The organism is Gordonia sp. IEGM753, assembly GCF_050321825.1.
Lineage (GTDB): Bacteria > Pseudomonadota > Gammaproteobacteria > Pseudomonadales > Pseudomonadaceae > Aquipseudomonas.
This window is the reverse complement of sequence record NZ_JBNQGB010000001.1, coordinates 2,401,322-2,419,460: the sequence shown is the minus strand read 5'-3', so window position 1 is coordinate 2,419,460 and position 18,139 is coordinate 2,401,322. Positions and strand designations below refer to the sequence as shown.

Annotated in this window: 18 protein-coding genes; 13 read left to right on the top strand and 5 right to left on the bottom strand. The window is 58.2% G+C overall.

The features are described from left to right. Nucleotides 1–33: 33 nt before the first annotated feature. The 4 genes from ACQR3R_RS10855 to ycaC all read left to right on the top strand — a co-directional run bounded on the left by ACQR3R_RS10855 (nucleotide 34) and on the right by ycaC (nucleotide 4,510). Nucleotides 34–984, top strand: a complete 951-nt coding sequence (locus ACQR3R_RS10855; RefSeq protein WP_428272133.1) for a DJ-1/PfpI family protein — start codon at nucleotides 34–36, stop codon at nucleotides 982–984. A 382-nt stretch (nucleotides 985–1,366) separates the two neighbouring features. Next, nucleotides 1,367–1,981, top strand: a complete 615-nt coding sequence (locus tag ACQR3R_RS10850) for an antibiotic biosynthesis monooxygenase (RefSeq protein ID WP_428272132.1) — start codon at nucleotides 1,367–1,369, stop codon at nucleotides 1,979–1,981. Beyond that, nucleotides 1,978–3,816, top strand: coding sequence for an amidohydrolase family protein (locus tag ACQR3R_RS10845; protein ID WP_428272131.1), 1,839 nt, complete (start codon nucleotides 1,978–1,980; stop codon nucleotides 3,814–3,816). Before ACQR3R_RS10850 ends, ACQR3R_RS10845 begins: the two co-directional genes overlap by 4 nt. Nucleotides 3,817–3,883: 67 nt before the next feature. Continuing rightward, on the top strand, nucleotides 3,884–4,510 hold the full coding sequence (gene ycaC, locus ACQR3R_RS10840; RefSeq protein ID WP_428272130.1) for an isochorismate family cysteine hydrolase YcaC: 627 nt from the start codon (nucleotides 3,884–3,886) through the stop codon (nucleotides 4,508–4,510). A gap of 107 nt (nucleotides 4,511–4,617) precedes the next feature. On the opposite strand, the gene ACQR3R_RS10835 is transcribed toward ycaC, so the two are convergent. After that, entirely contained in the window at nucleotides 4,618–4,740 is a 123-nt protein-coding gene (locus ACQR3R_RS10835; RefSeq protein ID WP_428272129.1) for a hypothetical protein, read from the bottom strand. Nucleotides 4,741–5,049: 309 nt separating this feature from the next. On the opposite strand from ACQR3R_RS10835, the gene ACQR3R_RS10830 reads away from it, so the two are divergent. Continuing rightward, a complete protein-coding gene (locus tag ACQR3R_RS10830) occupies nucleotides 5,050–5,946 on the top strand; it encodes a LysR substrate-binding domain-containing protein (RefSeq protein ID WP_428272128.1) in 897 nt (298 codons plus the stop codon). A 96-nt stretch (nucleotides 5,947–6,042) separates the two neighbouring features. Continuing rightward, on the top strand, nucleotides 6,043–6,849 hold the full coding sequence (locus tag ACQR3R_RS10825; RefSeq protein ID WP_428272127.1) for a methyltransferase domain-containing protein: 807 nt from the start codon (nucleotides 6,043–6,045) through the stop codon (nucleotides 6,847–6,849). Between the two features lie 16 nt (nucleotides 6,850–6,865). Here the strand turns inward: ACQR3R_RS10825 and ACQR3R_RS10820 are convergent, their stop codons facing one another. Beyond that, nucleotides 6,866–7,867, bottom strand: a complete 1,002-nt coding sequence (locus ACQR3R_RS10820) for a polysaccharide deacetylase family protein (RefSeq protein ID WP_428272126.1) — start codon at nucleotides 7,865–7,867, stop codon at nucleotides 6,866–6,868. Between the two features lie 445 nt (nucleotides 7,868–8,312). Here ACQR3R_RS10820 and ACQR3R_RS10815 point away from each other — a divergent pair, with 445 nt between their 5' ends. The 6 genes from ACQR3R_RS10815 (at nucleotide 8,313) to ACQR3R_RS10790 (ending at nucleotide 13,659) form a co-directional block, all read left to right on the top strand. Next, complete coding sequence (locus ACQR3R_RS10815) at nucleotides 8,313–8,981, top strand: ATP-binding cassette domain-containing protein (protein WP_428272125.1); 669 nt, start codon at nucleotides 8,313–8,315, stop codon at nucleotides 8,979–8,981. A gap of 1 nt (nucleotide 8,982) precedes the next feature. Further along, nucleotides 8,983–11,454 carry an FtsX-like permease family protein gene (locus ACQR3R_RS10810; protein ID WP_428272124.1) on the top strand — a complete coding sequence of 824 codons (2,472 nt, stop codon included), beginning with the start codon at nucleotides 8,983–8,985 and terminating at the stop codon, nucleotides 11,452–11,454. Next, nucleotides 11,444–12,511 (top strand): lipocalin-like domain-containing protein, encoded by a 1,068-nt coding sequence (locus ACQR3R_RS10805; RefSeq protein WP_428272123.1) that lies wholly within the window; start codon nucleotides 11,444–11,446, stop codon nucleotides 12,509–12,511. Before ACQR3R_RS10810 ends, ACQR3R_RS10805 begins: the two co-directional genes overlap by 11 nt. Nucleotides 12,512–12,573: 62 nt before the next feature. Further along, nucleotides 12,574–12,816 (top strand): hypothetical protein, encoded by a 243-nt coding sequence (locus tag ACQR3R_RS10800; protein ID WP_428272122.1) that lies wholly within the window; start codon nucleotides 12,574–12,576, stop codon nucleotides 12,814–12,816. Nucleotides 12,817–12,827: 11 nt separating this feature from the next. Next, complete coding sequence (locus ACQR3R_RS10795; RefSeq protein WP_428272121.1) at nucleotides 12,828–12,995, top strand: hypothetical protein; 168 nt, start codon at nucleotides 12,828–12,830, stop codon at nucleotides 12,993–12,995. A gap of 85 nt (nucleotides 12,996–13,080) precedes the next feature. Continuing rightward, entirely contained in the window at nucleotides 13,081–13,659 is a 579-nt protein-coding gene (locus tag ACQR3R_RS10790; RefSeq protein ID WP_428272120.1) for a hypothetical protein, read from the top strand. A gap of 371 nt (nucleotides 13,660–14,030) precedes the next feature. Here the strand turns inward: ACQR3R_RS10790 and ACQR3R_RS10785 are convergent, their stop codons facing one another. Next, nucleotides 14,031–14,552: a type VI secretion system tube protein TssD gene (locus tag ACQR3R_RS10785; protein ID WP_428272119.1), complete on the bottom strand. Its 522-nt coding sequence runs from the start codon at nucleotides 14,550–14,552 to the stop codon at nucleotides 14,031–14,033. 389 nt (nucleotides 14,553–14,941) lie between these two features. Here ACQR3R_RS10785 and ACQR3R_RS10780 point away from each other — a divergent pair, with 389 nt between their 5' ends. Beyond that, nucleotides 14,942–15,619: a DJ-1/PfpI family protein gene (locus ACQR3R_RS10780; RefSeq protein WP_428272118.1), complete on the top strand. Its 678-nt coding sequence runs from the start codon at nucleotides 14,942–14,944 to the stop codon at nucleotides 15,617–15,619. Between the two features lie 59 nt (nucleotides 15,620–15,678). On the opposite strand, the gene hglS is transcribed toward ACQR3R_RS10780, so the two are convergent. Both hglS and ACQR3R_RS10770 read right to left on the bottom strand, forming a co-directional pair. Next, nucleotides 15,679–17,058: a 2-oxoadipate dioxygenase/decarboxylase HglS gene (gene hglS, locus ACQR3R_RS10775; protein ID WP_428272117.1), complete on the bottom strand. Its 1,380-nt coding sequence runs from the start codon at nucleotides 17,056–17,058 to the stop codon at nucleotides 15,679–15,681. Nucleotides 17,059–17,169: 111 nt separating this feature from the next. Beyond that, nucleotides 17,170–18,126 carry an alpha/beta fold hydrolase gene (locus tag ACQR3R_RS10770; protein WP_428272116.1) on the bottom strand — a complete coding sequence of 319 codons (957 nt, stop codon included), beginning with the start codon at nucleotides 18,124–18,126 and terminating at the stop codon, nucleotides 17,170–17,172. Between the last annotated feature and the right edge of the window lie 13 nt (nucleotides 18,127–18,139).

The window sequence follows — 18,139 nt, the reverse complement described above, 5'->3', positions numbered from 1 at the left end:
CCACTTTCTGATGACTTCAGCGACGTTCAACCCATGAAAACCGTGGCAATGGTGCTGTTTCCCGACTTCCTTCTGCTCGACATGGCCGGCCCGATGGAAGTGTTTTCCATCGCCAACCGATACTTACCCGCTGAGCAGCGCTATGAATTGTCGACCATCGGTACCGAGCATGGCGCGTTGCGCGCCTCCAACGGGGTGTGCGTTCAGACAGATCGCCATATCGATCAGGCCTCTGAAGGGTATGACTTGTTATTGGTGCCTGGCGGGCCCGGCGCCTATAACGAAAAGCATCCACCGTTGCTCCGGTGGCTGCAGGGTGCCGTGTCGCGGGCCGAGCGGCATGGCTCGATTTGCACTGGCGCGTTTGTGCTGGGCCACGCCGGTCTACTCGACGGCTACCGGGCGACCACACACTGGCATTACACCGACCGGCTGATTGAAGCCTTCCCCAAGGTGACCGTCGAAACCGATCAGATTTACGTGCAGGACCGCAACCTGATTACCTCCGGTGGCGTGACGGCAGGTATCGATCTGGCGTTGTCGGTGGTTGCCGAAGACCACGGCAAAAAAGTCGCCCAGGACGTTGCCAAAGTGTTGCTGGTGGTAATGAAACGTCAGGGCGGTCAGGCCCAATTCAGTCCCTTGATGGCGGCAGTGTCGCCTCATGAAACCGCTATAACCCGTGTGCAAAACCAGGTGCTCGAACGCATTGATGAACCCTTCAGCATCGAACGCATGGCCAGTATGGCCACCATGAGTGCGCGTCACTTCGCCAGGGTGTTTGCACGGGAAGTGAAGATGACGCCCATGGAGTTTTTACAAAGCGCACGCATCGACTACGCTCGAAACCTGCTGGAAACCAGTGAGTTGCCACTCAAGACCGTCGCTTTCAAAAGTGGTTTTGGCAGTGTTCGGCACATGCGGTTTTTGTTCAGTGACAAGCTCGGGTTGACCCCAACCCAGTATCGCGAGCAGTTCAGTTAGGTGAAATTGTCCGTTGTGCGCACCGCAATGGCCGTGACGCTCCCACCGTCGCAGTTGTACCGTCACCAATGCCTGCCAAGATAGTTGAGAACGCTTTGCAATGGCGCTGCGCAAGCCTGGATGGACTCGTGTCGGGGACTGAGTCGCCCCCGCGAGTCGGGCCCGGTTTTCAGCACGTGAATGTGCATGAGCTGCCTTGAGTTTTTAAACAGCGATGCGCTGCTGCGATTCGGCCCCTACGCTTATCACCTGCGGTGTATGTGCTGTTGAAAGCTGTTGCGCCAAAAAGAGCACGTACATTCAATTTTCCCTGCAGTTACCCCAGCACTATCCAATCACGTTCCGGTGCATCGTCACCGGTGTTTTTCCGGAGTGTTGCGTTATGCCTGAATCGAACTTAGTTGACACACCTGCCCGAGGCTTCGACGAGGTCGTGACCCTGGTGATCAAGCACCGGGTCAAGTCGGGTTTCGAGGTGCCTTACGAAGCCTGGCTGCGCAATATCGTCAGCATTGCCGGCCAGCAGGACGGCCACTTGGGTGTGGACGTGATGCGCGGTAAAAACGCCGGGCTCGACCTGTACACCTGCGTTCTGCGTTTTTGCTCCACTGACGCGATGCAGCGTTGGCTCGATTCGCCGCAACGGCTGGCACTGGTCAAGGAAGCCATGCCGATGCTGGCGGACGGTGATCAAACCGAGGTCAACCCGGTCAATGAATTCTGGTTCGCACCACAGGCCGATGCCGCCTCGCCACCGCCGCCGCGCTGGAAACAGGCTGTCGTCACGTTACTGGTGATTCTGCCGCATACCTTGCTGGTACCGCTGATCTGGGGGCCGCTGCTGCGACTCAACGCGATGCTTTCGAATTACGTGGTCGCCACTTTCCTGATCACGCTGACCATCGTGTTGTCGGTGGTGTACCTGTTCATGCCGATGGCGACTCGCCTGTTCGCGCCTTGGCTTTCTCATGCCTCTTTGCCCAAGGAAACGCGATGAACGCTGATCTGATTTTGTTCAATGGCCAATTCCATACCGTTGACCGTGCCAACCCACTCGCCAGCGCGGTCGCCATCAGCGACGGACGTTTTGTCGTGGTCGGCACCGATGCCGAGGCCATGGCCCTGCGAGGTTCGGGTACTCAAGTCATCGACCTCAAGGGCCGCTGCGTCATTCCCGGCCTCAACGACTCGCACCTGCACCTGATTCGTGGCGGGTTGAACTACAACCTTGAATTGCGCTGGGAAGGCGTACCGTCTCTTGCCGATGCGCTGCGCATGCTCAAGGACCAGGCTGACCGCACGCCCACTCCGCAATGGGTGCGAGTGGTCGGTGGCTGGAACGAGTTCCAGTTCGCCGAAAAGCGCATGCCGACGATTGAAGAATTGAATCAGGCCGCGCCGGACACGCCGGTATTTGTGCTGCATTTGTATGATCGTGCCTTGCTCAATCGCGCGGCGTTGCGCGTTGCCGGTTACACCCGCAATACGCCAAACCCGCCGGGCGGCGAGATTGTGCGCGATGCCAATGGCGAGCCGACGGGCATGCTGGTCGCACGGCCGAACGCCATGATTCTGTACTCGACGCTGGCCAAGGGGCCGAAGTTGCCGCTGGAGTATCAGGTCAATTCGACCCGCCAGTTCATGCGTGAACTCAACCGTCTCGGCCTCACGAGTGCCATCGATGCGGGCGGCGGTTTCCAGAATTACCCGGACGATTATCAGGTGATCGAGCAGTTGGCCAAGGACCAGCAATTGACCATTCGCATCGCCTATAACCTGTTTACCCAGAAGCCCAAGGAAGAGCTGTCCGACTTCAAGAACTGGACCAGCAGCGTGACCCTGCATCAGGGCGACGACTACCTGCGACACAACGGCGCCGGGGAAATGCTGGTGTTCTCGGCGGCTGACTTCGAAGACTTCCTGGAGCCGCGTCCGGACCTGCCGCACACCATGGAGGCCGAGTTGGAACCCGTGGTTCGGCACTTGGTCGAGCAGCGCTGGCCGTTCCGATTGCACGCCACCTACAACGAGTCCATCAGCCGCATGCTCGATGTGTTCGAGAAGGTCAATCGCGATATTCCGTTTAACGGTTTGCCTTGGTTTTTCGACCATGCCGAAACCATCACGCCGCACAACATCGAGCGGGTTAGGGCGCTGGGTGGCGGTATCGCGATTCAGGACCGGATGGCGTTCCAGGGTGAATATTTTGTCGAGCGTTACGGCGCCAAAGCTGCCGAAGCGACACCGCCGATCAAGCGCATGCTGGCTGAGGGAGTGCCGGTGGGCGCCGGCACCGATGCCACGCGGGTGTCCAGTTACAACCCATGGACCTCGCTGTACTGGATGGTCAGCGGGCGCACCGTGGGTGGGCTTGAGTTGCACGCCGAAGGCCTGTCGCGGCAGACGGCGCTGGAGCTGTTCACTCACGGCAGTGCCTGGTTCTCTTCCGAACAAGGCAAGAAAGGCATGATCAAGGTCGGCCAATTGGCGGACGTGGCGGCCCTGAGCGCAGACTTTTTCAATGTCGACGAAGAAGCGATCAAGTGGATCGAATCGGTATTGACGGTGGTCGGCGGCAAAGTGGTTTACGCCGCTGGCGATTTCGAAAAACTGGGGCCGGCCAGCGTGCCAGTACTGCCGGACTGGTCGCCGGTGGTGAAGGTGCCGGGTCATTTTCGTCCGACGTCGCCGATGCAGGCACAGGTTCACCATTGCAGCGGGCCGTGCGGCGTGCATTCCCATCATCATGAAAAAGCACGTTTATCGAATGCTCCTGTCAGCGACTTCGCAGGTTTCTGGGGCGCCTTTGGCTGCTCATGCTTCGCTTTCTGACATAAAAAAAGCGCCGGCAGCCTCCTGATCGGCGCAGTGGTACGACCCATCCACCGAGGAGTTTCACATGAGCAACGTTACGTACAAACGTCTGAACAAAGATGATGCAGTGGTCCTGCTGGTCGACCATCAAACGGGTCTGATCTCGTTGGTTCAGGATTTCTCGCCGAACGAATTCAAGAACAACGTGCTGGCCTTGGCGGATCTGGCCAAGTTCTTCAAATTACCAACGATCCTCACCACCAGTTTCGAAAACGGGCCGAACGGGCCGATGGTTCCGGAGTTGAAAGAACTGTTCCCGGATGCGCCCTACATTCCACGTCCCGGCCAGATCAACGCCTGGGACAACGAAGACTTCGTCAAGGCCGTCAAGGCGACTGGCCGCAAGCAACTGATTATCGCCGGTGTAGTGACTGATGTTTGCGTGACCTTTCCGACATTGTCGGCGCTGGCCGAAGGCTTTGAAGTGTTCGTGGTCACCGATGCTTCCGGCACCTTCAACCAAACCGTGCAGCAAGCGGCCTGGGCCCGTATGACCGCAGCCGGTGCACAACTGGTGAACTGGTTCTCGGTTGCCTGCGAGCTACAGGGTGACTGGCGCAATGACATGGAAGGCCTTGCCAACCTGCTGTCGCCACGCATTCCCAATTACCGCAATCTGATGAACAGCTACTCGGCACTGACCTCGAAGTAATCAGCAACCGACTGCAGGAGTCTGGCTTGCCAGCGATGGCGCCATCGTGATGTTCCCCCAGCCTGGTGGAACATCATCGGAATCGCCATCACCGGCAAGCCGGTTTCCTACAGGTCTGCGTTACCGCCATCAATGTCGGCATGCGTCAGCGAGCCGTAGGATTTCGGCATGCACCACCCATCCGTAGGAATTCGGCATGCACCGTCGAACCGTCGGATGTCGGCATTCACCACCGATCCGTAGGAGCCTGGCTTGCCAGCGATGGCGCCATCGGAATCGCCATCACCGGCAAGTCGGTTTCCTACGGGTCTGCGTTACCGCCATTAATGTCGGGATGCACCACCGAATCGTTGGATTTCGGCATGCACCGTCGGATTTCGGCATGCACCACCGAACCGTAGGAGCCTGGCTTGCCAGCGATGGCGTCTTTGGAATCGCCATCGCCAGAACGTTTGGCGTCTGTCCTGGAGCGACGAATAATAGTGTCGGTAAAACAAAAAACGTCTATAAACAGGTGAACTGTCCACCTGGTTGTGACAATGAATCCGTTCGAAGATATGCGTATTTTTTGCCAGGTGATGGAATCTGGCAGTTTCACTTCGGCAGCCGATCAATTGGGGCTGTCCAAACAATTCGTCAGTCGGCGCTTGATGCAGCTCGAAGAACGTTTGGGAGTGCGCTTGCTCAATCGCTCCACGCGACGCCTGGACGTCACGCCGCTGGGCCAGAGTTATTACGAGTCGGCGTTGCGTCTGCTCAACGACATCGAACAGGTGGAGCAGGGCATCGCTGGCCAGACCACCGAGCCTCGCGGCACCCTTAGGGTGAGTGCGCCGTTGTCGTTTGCGGTCGCGCATCTGGGCAGTTTGCTGCCGGAGTTCCTGCAGCGTTATCGCGGCGTGACGGTGGAAGTGGATTTGAGCGACCGCCCGGTGGACTTGCTCGGCGAAGGTTATGACCTGGCATTGCGCATCGGCCTGCTTGAAGACTCGACATTGATCGCCCGTCGCATTGCGTCGATCCAGCGTGTGTATTGTGCCAGTCCGGCGTACCTCGCCGAGCGCGGCACGCCGCTGCAGCCCGAAGCGTTGCAGCACCATGATTGCCTGCCCTACGGCCACGGGCGCCAGGTGCAGTGGCGTTTCGTTGGCAAGGGCAAGCCATTGGTGGTGCACGTCACGGGACGGATGCGGGTGAACAACGGCGAGTTGCTGCGCGATGCGGCGGTTGCCGGAATGGGGATCACGTACCTGCCGACGTTCATTGTCGCTGAGGCGCTGAAGGACGGCAGGCTGCTGCCGGTGCTGGAAGCGTTTCAACCCGAGGCGCTGACATTATCGGCAGTCTATCCCCAGCATCGCCAGGGTTCGCGACCGGTACAAGCGCTGATCGAGTTCTTGCGTGAACGGCTGGATCAGGCCGGGGACGGCGTGTAAGGCTTACAACATTCAAACAAACACCCAATGGGTTTTTGCAAAACGCTCACTTAGACTCGTGCCCGTCAATCAAGACCTCGAGCTCTGGAGCGCGCAATGGATATGCCTACAAAAGAACACGCCATCGCCAGCAATCGCGATGCATGGAACGACTCCGCCCGGCACCACAAAGACACCCCTGAATGGCAGGCCCGGCTAAAAGCTGTCAGCCACGGCGATTTTTGCTGCATCGACGACACGCTGCGCCAAGTGCTGGAACAAGTGGGTGTGCAGGGTAAAGACGCGGTGCAAGTGGGTTGTAATAACGGCCGCGAAAGCCTTTCGTTGTTCGCACTCGGAGCGCGCAGCGTCGTGGGTATCGATCAATCCCGGGCCTTTCTAGATCAAGCGAGGGAGCTGGCGTCCCGTTCGCCGCATGCGCCGCAATTCATCGAGGCCGATGTGCATCACCTGCCGTCTGAATTGCACGACCGGTTTGACCTTGCGCTGATTACCATCGGTGTTTTGAACTGGATGCCGGACATCAGCGAATTTTTCCGCCACGTTGCGAAAATTCTCAAGCCCGGCGGCGCATTGGTGGTGTACGAAACCCATCCTTTCCTGGAGATGTTCGACCCTGAGGCCGCCGACCCGTTTTCGTTGCAAAGCGCTTACTTTCGCAGCGAACCTTTCGTGCAGGATCAACCGATTGTCTATGAAGGCAAAGTCGAGCAAAAGTCCGCGCCTTCGTACTGGTTCGTGCACACGCTGGGCGCGATGTTCACCGGCGCCATCGACGCTGGATTACAGATCAGCCATTTCAAGGAATACCCGCATTCCAACCGCGAAGAGCTTTACGACCAGTACCAACAGCAAAAGGCGCAATTGCCACTGTGCTTCACGTGGGTGGCAGTGAGGTCCTGAAGCGTGCGCTGCCCACTCACGGGCGGGCGCCGCGATGGATGCGCCAGGACAGCAGTTCCGGGTTGCGCGCGGTATGTTGGCGGACGGCGAAACGTGGCAGGGCCATCGGGTCGGCGGCGCCGCGATAGAGGCCTGTGTCGGTGCCGAGTGCAAACGGGTAATCGTGGTCGGCGACCTGCTGGCGCACGCGGGCGTCATGGTCGCCGTTGGGGTAGCAGTAAACGGGCAGCGGTCGGTTACACCCGTTCAACAGTGCATCGCGGCTGCGGCTGAGTTCTTCGTGCAAACGCTGATTGTCGAGGTCAACAAGCGCTGCATGGCTGGCGCCGCGAGCGCCAAAACGTACCAGTCCCGACGCTTCCATCGAGCGCACTTGCTGCCAGTCCAGCGCCTGGGGTAGTGATTCTGGTGGGCACTCATCGATCAATCGGCCGAGTACCTCCGGTGCCAGGGTTTTCAGGTTTTGCAGGTAGCGCAATAACGTCAGGCTGCGCCGTTGCGCGTCCAGGTCATCCATCAGCACCGGCAGTGGCCGGCCAACACTGTGCAGGCATTCGATCAGGTGCCTGCGAGCCTTTTCGCCGTGGCTTTCCCAGAGCGTTTCGCCAAGGCTCTCCCACCACAGGCGCTGGCGACGGCCAATGTCATCGGTGGACAGGAAAATGCTCGCCGGCACTTGATGTTTTTGCAGCAGCGGGAACGCATTCAGAGCGTTGTCGCGCCAGCCATCGTCGAAGGTCAGCGCCACTTTGGGCCGTTCCGATTTCAACGCCCCGGGTTGCAGAATCTCCATCAGCGGTACGCAGTCGAAGTGCTTTCTGAGCCAAACCAGCAAATGCTCGAACGCTTTGGGCCCCACATTGAGCTCGTTGCGATGCGGCAAGTCTGCCGCCCGGTCGTTGGCCAGCACGCGGTGCAACTTCAAAATTACCCCGGCGCCATGCAATTGATGACGCCCCACAGGCGAATTCAGGTAGAGCCAGCCGCTGGTGCGTTTGAACAACTGCTTGATCGCCATGACGCTGCCCTCTCAAGGTTCCAGGTGTATCGATCACAGGTGATGCCCGACCGCAGAACAACCAAACTGTCAAAAGGGGTATAGCGTAAATTGAGTGGAAAGTGTCAGCAAACTGACATGTTGCGGTGATAGGCACGTTTGTTGGCTTGGGGCTAATGGCCATCAAGTGTTTGCTGCTAATGAAATAACCCGATTCAGCAGGGAGATTGGCCCGTCCTATTAGGCGATAGACGGTTGTTAGTGCTGATTTCCATCGGAGAGTAATGATGACGCACTGTCATATTTTAGGCGGCATTTATTTGGCTTTTGAGTGGTGGTTCAGGCATTTCTTACACTTTTTTCGGCAGCGCCGCGCACTGGTGATTGGACCCGACTGCAATCGTCAACCAACAAAAAACAGTCTGGCCCGCTATTCTTCGCGCACTTTCCTTTAGCAGGTTGCCCCATGCTTGAAGTCCAGGATGTCTTCAAAAGTTTTGCCACCGCGCAAGGGCCATTACCGGTGCTGCAAGGCATCGACTTGCGCCTGAAACCCGGTAGCAGCCTGGCGTTGATGGGGGAGTCAGGCAGTGGCAAAAGCACTTTGCTGCACCTGATTGCCGGGTTGGACAAGGTTGATAGCGGCACTATCCGCAGTGGCGAGCATCGGCTGGACCTGATGAACGAGTCGCAGTTGGCGAGTTGGCGGCGGACCGAAATCGGTCTGGTATTCCAGCAATTCAATCTGATTGGCAGTTTGCGGGTCGAAGACAACCTGGCGTTTCAGGCGCGCCTGGCCGGTCGGCATGATCCGCGCTGGCAGGCGCATCTGGTGCATCGATTGGGGTTGGAAGACTTGCTGCGGCGTTATCCGGAACAGCTGTCCGGCGGCCAGCAGCAGCGGGTTGCACTCGGCCGTGCGCTGGCGTCGCAACCGCAATTGTTGTTGGCCGACGAGCCTACCGGCAGCCTTGATGAAGCGACCAGTGATGAGGTGTTGAAGCTGTTGCTGGAATTGCTCGATGACAGCCCGACCACACTGTTGATGGTTACGCACAGTCATCGGGTCGCCGATCGCCTGGCAGAAAAAGTGGTGCTGCACCGTGGCCGCTTGACCGACACGGACGCGCGCTGAGGTGCGGGTTTTTCTTCAGGCGATGCGCGCGCTGCTCAGCCATTGGCGGCGGCACCCGGTACAGTTTTTCAGTGTGTTGACCGGACTGTGGCTGGCCACCAGTTTGCTGACCGGGGTGCAGGCGCTGAACAGCCAGGCCCGGGAAAGTTACGCGCGGGCCAGCCAGTTGATCGGCGGCGAGCCACAAGCCAGCCTCGGTGCGCCCGGCGGCGGTACGTTCTCCCAGCAATTGTTTGTGGACCTGCGGCGCGCCGGATGGCCGGTGTCGCCGGTGTTACAGGGGCGAGTGGTGCTCAAGGGGCATGACGACCAGCGTTTGCAACTGATGGGGATCGAGCCGGTTTCGCTGCCGCCCGGTTCTGCCGTCGCGGGCCAAGCATTGGCCATCGAGCGCATTGTCGAATTTTTCAGCCCGCCGGGCAGTACCTGGATTTCACCGCAGACCCTGCAAGCACTCGGGTTGCACGAGGGCGATACGCCGACCACCGCGAACGGGCAAACCGTTCCGCCATTGCACGTGCAAACCGACATGGCGCCTGGGGTGTTGTTGGTAGATATCGGTTTTGCCCAGCAGGTTCTCGAATTGCCAGGCCAGGTTTCGCGGCTGTTGTTGCCCAAGGATTTCAGTGCGCCAGTGCCGGATGCCTTCAAGGCGCAGCTGCAGTTCAAATCCAGTGGCGAAGAAAACAACCTGTCGCGCCTGACCGAAAGCTTTCACCTGAACCTTGATGCGTTGGGTTTCTTGTCTTTCGTGGTCGGCCTGTTCATCGTGCACGCCGCGATCGGTCTGGCGCTGGAGCAGCGTCGAGGCTTGCTCCGCACGTTGCGTGCTTGCGGGATCAGCGCACGCATGCTGATTGCTTGTCTGGCCGTCGAACTCGGTGGGTTGGCACTGATCGGTGGCCTGGCTGGCGTTGCCAGCGGTTACCTGCTGGCCGGCGTGCTGTTGCCCGACGTCGCGGCCAGTTTGCGCGGTTTGTACGGCGCCGAAGTGCCGGGGCAGTTGAGCCTCAGCCCTGGGTGGTGGCTCAGTGGCGTGGGTTTGAGTGTGTTGGGTGCGTTGCTGGCGGGCGCCAACAGCCTGTTACGGGCAGCACGTTTGCCGTTGCTGGCGTTGGCGGACCCGCAAGCGTGGCACCAGGCACACGCACGCTGGCTGCGGCGGCAGGGGTGGGTGGCCACGATTGCGCTGGCTATCGCACTGCTTGCGTTGACCTGGGGAGACAGCCTGGCCAGCGGTTTCGTGCTGATGGCCGCGCTGTTGATCGGCGCGGCATTGGCGCTGCCGGTGCTGCTCAATGCGCTGTTGAACCTGTTGTTGCAGCGTCGGCGTTCGGTGCTCGGCCAGTGGTTTCTCGCTGACTGCCGTCAGCAACTGCCAGCATTGAGCCTGGCATTGATGGCGTTGCTGTTGGCCCTCGCGGCGAACATCGGCGCCGGTAGCATGACTGCCGGTTTTCGTCAGACTTTCAGCGATTGGCTCGAACAAAGGCTGACCGCCGAGCTGTACCTCAATCCACAAAACCCGACGCAGGCGCGAGCGCTGTATACCTGGCTCAAACAACAGCCTTCGGTCGCCGCGGTGCTGCCTAACTGGCAAGTGTCGGTGGAATTGCAAGGCTGGCCGGCGGATGTCTTTGGCGTCATCGATCACCCGACTTACCGTCAACATTGGCCGTTACTGGAAGCGGTGGGCGGTAACCCTTGGGACCGACTCGCCAAGGACAACACCCTGATGCTCAGCGAGCAGTTGGCGCGGCGATTGAAGGTGCACCTTGGCGATCACTTGACCATTCCCGTGGCGAACGGAGTCTGGTCGCCGCGAATCGTCGGGATCTATGCCGACTACGGCAACCCAAGGGGCCACGTTTTGGTGAATGCCAACCATTTGCTGCGCATCTGGCCGCAACTGACGCCCAACCGTTTCAACCTGCGAATCGAACCGGCCTCGATTCCCGCATTCCTTACTGCGTTGCAATCTCGCTTTGCCCTGGATGACAGCCGCATCGTTGATCAGGCGCGGCTCAAAGGCTGGTCGACGCAAGTCTTCGAACGGACCTTCGCCGCCACGGCGGCGCTGAACAGCCTGACCCTGGGCGTGGCCGGGGTCGCACTGTTCATCAGCCTGTTGACGCAAAGCCAAAGCCGTCTCGGACAGCTCGCGCCGCTCTGGGCGCTAGGCGTTACACGGCGCCAATTGATGCTGCTCAACCTGGGCCAGACCTGGCTGTTGGCGGTGCTGACCTTGGTGCTGGCGTTGCCCTTGGGCATCGCATTGGCGTGGTGCCTGGACACGGTGATCAACGTGCAAGCCTTCGGCTGGCGCTTGCCCTTACGGGTTTTCCCGATGCAACTGTTGCAGTTGACGGGATTGGCCTTGCTCGCAACATTGCTGGCGTCGGCGTGGCCGTTGTATTCGCTGTATCGCACACAACCGGCCGATCTGCTGAGGACGTTTGCGCATGAAGATTGAACTCGGCGTGTGCTTGATCGTATGGTTGCTCAGCGGTTGCGATAATTCGCCACCCGCCGAAAAAGGCTTCGCCGGACTGGGCAGTCAAGCATCGACCTTTACCCCGGTGGTGCCCGGTCGCGTCTTCAGCTTCCCGGCGGATCACGCGGCCCACGAGGGCTATCGCATTGAATGGTGGTACGTCACCGCCAACCTCAAGGACGACAAAGGGCAGGCGTTCGGTGTGCAATGGACGTTGTTTCGCAGTGCGTTGAAAGCAGGGCCTGAAGTGCCGGGCTGGGGCAATCAGACGATCTGGCTCGGGCACGCGGCGGTCACTGCCGCCACGGTGCACCACGCCGCCGAGCGTTATGCCCGTGGTGGTGTCGGGCAGGCCGGCGTCAGCCTCACGCCGTTCAATGCATGGATCGACGATTGGCACTTCACCAGCCAGGGCTCCGATGCGCTGACCGATCTTCAACTGAGCGCCCGCGACCAGCATTTCAGTTACCAATTGCACCTCACCTCCAACCGGCCTCTGGTACTGCAGGGCGACCAAGGTTTCAGCCAGAAATCCGAACAAGGGCAGGCGTCGTATTACTACAGCCAGCCTTTTTTTCAGGCCAGCGGTACGCTGCAGATTGACGGCAAAACCTGGCAGGTCAGTGGCCCGGCGTGGCTCGACCGCGAGTGGAGCAGCCAGCCGCTGACCGTCAACCAAACGGGTTGGGACTGGTTTTCATTGCACCTGGACAGCGGCGAGAACGTGATGCTGTATCGAATGCGACAAAAGGATGGCGAGCCTTACCTCACTGGCACCTGGATTGACGCCGACGGGCAAACGCAGTTGTTGCGTGCCGGCGACATCAGCCTCACTCCGCAAGACACTGCCCGGGTGGCCGGGCGTTCGATGCCGGTGCGCTGGTCGATTAAAATTCCGGGCAAGCACCTGGATATCACCACCACCGCACTCAATCCGAATGCCTGGATGGATCTGCGCATCCCGTATTGGGAAGGACCGGTGCAATTGAGCGGCAGTCATGGCGGCCAGGGGTATCTGGAAATGACCGGTTATTGAATCGGAACTCTCGGTTGCGCGGCGCTCTCCTAAGCTAACCAGCCCCTGTTTAGGAGTTCGTCATGAGCGATGACCTCAAGCTGCCAGACCTTGCGTCATGGCAACGCCTGTTTGATGACAAGGCTTATTGGCAACAATCCCCTGATGCCCATTACAGCGAATTGCTGCGTGTAGCCGACGATTTGTTAGGGCAGGGCGCCATTGATCTCCAACAGTGGCAGGGCTTGAAAGACCAGGCCGAACAATCCCACCGCGACTCACCCGCCGTGAATGTCGCCCAGGAACTCGACGATCCACGTGCATGAGGAGAGGCTTCATGAACACTGTGCCGGATGAAAAACACCCCGACGAGCCGCGTCCACCCGGCGAAGTCGAGCGCGACAACGATGCGCTTCGCCCCACGGATCCCAAGCGGCGCAAGGAAAACAGCAAAGGCACCGGCAGTGGCGATTCCACTGCGCAAGAAACCGCAAAAAAATCGTGATCAGCAGCTACGCTCCTAGGCACGGACGGTTTGAATTCTGGTTCAGGACCGTTCGCCGCCATCAATCACAGGGAATGTACTGCCTATGAAACTCCACGAACTGACCAAAGCCGTTACCCTCGCGACCCTGCTGTCCACCGCCAGCCTAAGCGTCATGGCAGCGGACATTCCATTGTCTGCTGTGGTTGAGGCGGATCAGGTCACAACGAAAGTGTTGGCGGTCGACGCCGACAAGCATCAGGTTGTACTGGAAGGTGCGCAAGGAAGGCAGGTTCATGTGCAGCTGAGCGATCAGGCCAAGGACCTTGGGAATCTTAAGGTGGGTGATAAAGTCAGCGTTCAGGTTACCCATTCAGTGGCGGCGTACCTCGACACTGATGTCGACAAAGGCCTGCCCGGCACCACCGAGCGTACGGGTGACATCCGTGCCACCAAAGATAATCCCAACCCGGGCGGCGAGGCGTACCGTCAGGTCCAGGTGCAACTGAAAATCACCCATATTGATCTGAAAAAACATCAAGTGACGTTTGAAAATCCTGCCGGACAATCAAAAACTGTCGACGTAGTGAAGCCGGAAGTTCAGGCGAAACTGAAGGATTTGAAAGTTGGCCAAAGTGTGGTGGTTACCTACACCGACATTTTGAAAGTCACAACAGCCCATTAAACTTGTCGTCAATTCTACGAGTGGGTTGCTCTTGTAGGGCTTTTGTATAAGGTCAACCCCGAGTTTATGGTCGAGTCAGTACGTTTTGCCAAATTCTCCATCAATAGTATTTCAAGTGACATTTTGTTAAACATTATGTCGATAAATTTCATTATTGTTGATGCGGACATATTCTGCAGTCTGCATTAATATACGCAACGTTCGCTCAGTGTCAGGGCTCTTTACCGGTGCATGGATTGCCAGGCCATTACACTGGGCGAACGCTTGATTCAGGTCTGTCGATGCGTTTTAGCAGTGCGGCAGGCAACAAAAAAGGACGACCCCAGGGTCGTCCTTTTTTTTGTTTAAATAATCAACGGTTTGATATTACATCAGCTGTTCCCTTCTTCATCCCTCCAGTCATAACTGCCCACAGTATTGGCGCCGACATGATCCCAGGAAATTTTTCGATAGCTGAAATACACCTCCTCCAACTGGGTGAAGTGTTTCATTGCATCATCCTGGCAGTGATGCATCTTGCCTTTGATGTTAACGATGAGTGCGTCTTCAAGTGTCGTGGTGAAGTAGTGCTCTTGCTTGCCTTCAGCCGAGGTGCGGTACCACTTTATGACGGCTGAAGTTATTTTCTCGCCATTGACCAAAGCCTGCAGTAACAACGGCGAGGCCTTATCGACAACTTTGGTAACGACCAATGGTTTGTGAATACTCCTGCCCGTTGGCTGGCCGGACTGCGGGTCACGCGGAATGATGATTTCGTGCTCGAAAGCCTGGATCAGGATTTCATCTTCGTGACCCTCCTGATAGGTGTTCCCGACGGATTCGGCAGTGAATGCCCCGGCCGTGATAAGGCCCGACTGTTTTCCGGTGATAGACATGTAGGCAGGTGTGGCCATGAATGCTTTCCTTGCTTGATCGATGAGGTTCCCGCTGAGACGGTTTTGTCGTCAGTGGTATTCAACAGTTATCAATGCGTGTGCCACTCTTGTTAAAAGTGATTTAAATCAATTGGTTATTAGTTTTTTGGGCGTAAGGCCCATCGTTTTTCTCGCGTGTGACAGCACGTATGAGCAGCAATCTGCGTAGAACTGTGCAAGCTTTTGCGCAGCAGGCAGGCAACCTTGAAAAACTCAGCTCAGGGCAGGGCTGCAGGTTTTGCGCCACAACATTGCGCAGCTAACGGCCCAACGCTGATCCGCGTGAAACGAACACCCGCACCGAGCGGTCAATCAAACAGTCCATGCGCAACAAGCGCCCCAAAAACCGAAAATGGTGAGAGAGCGACATGAAAATCCTGATGGTTTTAACGTCCCACGATCAATTGGGTGATACCGGCAAGAAAACCGGTTTCTGGCTGGAAGAGTTCGCTGCACCGTATTACGTCTTCAAGGACGCGGGTGCACAGTTGACCTTGGCTTCGCCTAAAGGTGGCCAGCCACCGCTGGACCCGAAAAGTGACGAACCGGATGCGCAAACAGAAGCCACCGAGCGCTTTCGCAAGGATTCGGCTGCGCAGTCGGCGTTGGCGTCGACCGCTCTGCTGAACACGGTCAGGCCTGAAGATTACGACGGCGTGTTTTACCCGGGCGGTCACGGGCCACTGTGGGACCTGGCTGAGGACAAGGTTTCAATTGCTTTGATCGAGGCATTCAACAAGGCAGGCAAACCGGTAGCGGCTGTGTGTCATGCGCCGGGAGTGTTGCGTCACGTCAAAGGCACCGATGGTCAGCCGCTGGTCAAAGGCAAACGTGTCACTGGCTTCACCAATAGCGAGGAAGAGGCGGTGCAACTGACCAAGGTTGTGCCTTTCCTGGTGGAAGACATGCTGCAGGAGAAGGGCGGTATTTACTCGAAGGGCGATGATTGGGCGAGCTATGTCGTGGCGGACGGCTTGCTACTGACCGGGCAAAATCCGGCGTCCTCGCAAGCCGCCGCCGAAGCACTGTTGGCGGCGTTGAAATAAAAAACTGCGGAGACAGGCTGGCCGTGGTGGCGAGCCTGTCTCCTGCAGTCAGTGTTGATTTATCGAGCCTGTTGCCCGAAACAGTGTTCAATCGAGCGCCGTTGTGTCTCGGCATACAACGCCAACTCATCGATCGTTGGCCGCCCCAAGGCATTTTCGAACGCCTTCTGGTTGGAATGTTCACCGTAGTGAGTTTGAGCCGCGTCGCCCAGATTGGACTGGAATATCCCCGCGGCACTCACGGGTAAAAAGTCCTCGTACACCAACGGTTCGACCCGCAGATAACCATTGCCGAGCAAATCTTCCAGTGACGCTTCGCGCAGTGTGTCCGCCGCGAGGCCTTTTTCGGTAACGAAGTAACGAAAGTACGCCAGCTCTTGTTGGCGCATGCCTTCGTAGGTGTCCGGGAATTGGCTGAAATGTTGGGTCATCAGCGCGTTGTAGCGTGCCGCATTGGCCTCGTTGGGGAATTCGCCCAGTTCATCCCGTGCAGCATTCAGCAAACGGTCGTACAGCGCTCGCCCCTTGGGCGTCAGTGCGGCGCCGCGCTGCTCTATTTCACCGAACCGAGCGCTGTGACTGCCACGAATATCGGCTTGATCGGTGAAGGCGATCGGCTCCTCCAGCGCCTTGAAACTGGTTTGACGCAGCAAGATTGGGCACTGACGGCGTGGTGGACCTTCGATCACTGCTTTGGGGGTTATGCCGTGTGCAGGCATTTGTGCCTGCACGAGATCAATGTCCAGCGTGCGCGGGGTCAGGTGATTGATGTGCGGGCCCTTGAAGGCCACCACGTCGGCAATCAGGCGATGCTGAGCGCTGAGTTTCTGATATTGCTCGCCAGTCACGGTGGCGCTGTGGTGCCAGCGGAAGGTTTCAAGTGCCTGAGTTACAAAGTCTTCGGCTTGTTGTTCGGTAAGGCCACCAGCGTTTTCTGCGTGTTCGATATGGGTCAACGCCATCGGGGTAAAAATCGAGCGCTTATTCAAGACTGACTGCGCGAAAGCCTGCAGCTCCGGGTCTTCGATCAATTCCAGTCGCAGCAACGAAGTAAACACCCGGAACGGGCTGACCTGCAGCGCGGTTTCGTGCACGGCGCGAAACGCCGTGGAATGCACCGGTACACCGGCCGGGGTCAGGTCGTAGTAGCCGACCGGCTGCATGCCCATCACCGCAAACAGCCTGGCCAGGGTTGCCAGCTCTGTGGCGGTGCCGACGCGAATCGCGCCATGACGCTCCAGGTCCAGGCGCTCGATTTCGCCCGTACTGTGCAGCTGCCTGGCTATTTGCGGATCGCTGTCCAGCACGTGGCGGTTGGTGTTTTCCACCAACGTCATCAGCGCGCCATACAGCGGCACTTCTTCGCGGTACATGTCGGACATCGCTTTGGAGAAGCGTTGGCGGATCAGGTCAGGGCTGACGAAGGGTTGCTGGCTCATTGCAAAATTCCTGGCGCGGCGACGTAAAAGGATGTGGGAAAAGATCGCAGCCTTTAACGACGCCGACAAACGAAGAATCTTCTGAACTTCAGTCTGCCAAGGACTGATTGATCAATGCATGCGTTCATCCTGAGGGCTTTGCGCGCGGTGAGATGCCAAAAACTCTCGATACAAACGCGCCGTGCCCGACGGTTCCTCCACCATGGGCATATGACCGATACCGTCCCAGATTTCCACGCGCAGATCGGCGATGCCTTTGCTCCAGATTGCCACGCTGCTGACATCGATCAGGCGATCCTTGCGGCCCCACAGCAACAGCGCGGGCGCCTTGATGTCGGGCAGTTTCGGCTCCATCGGCGGGCTGGCGCGAAAGTCCCTGAATATTTCTTCCAGCTCATCGCGTTGTTGCTCGTAACGTTGCGCGATGGCGTCCAGCACCACGCCGGGCACCCATGGTGGCTCGGCCATGGTCATGGCGTAAAAACGCCGAAATTCTTCCTTCGAGTTGATTAGAAAAGGGTTGTGGCCCTTGGCCAATTGCCGCTCGAGGTCACTCGCCGCCGGCGCAGTGACGCCTGCCGGGTCGATCAGGGCAACCGAGGCAATGCGCTCCGGATAAGTGGCCGCGAGCCAGGCTGCGATGTAACCGCCCATGGAATTGCCGATTACATGCACTTTTTCGACGCCGCAGACATCCAGTAACTGGATCATCCGCTTGGCCTGCACGGCGATGTCGTAACCCCCACCAGCCTTGAAGCCCGTTTCACCATGGCCGGCAATATCAGGAATGATCACTCGATAGCTCCCCACAAAATGCCGGGCGAAGCGCAGCCAGATGTTCTTGTCGGCGCTGTATCCATGCAGCATCAGCACGCTGCTGGAGGCTTCATACGGGCCGCCCTGCCAGGTCGAGACCGTCATCTCGGCGATGGGCACGACAATTTTGTGCAGCCGATACAGTTTGGCCTCGGTGGCCATGCTCAGGTCATACAACCAATGGCCGATGGCTGGGTAACTCAGCCAGCTCCAGGCGACAAAAACCGCGATTGCGACAACCAGGATCAGCATCAGATGTCTTCCT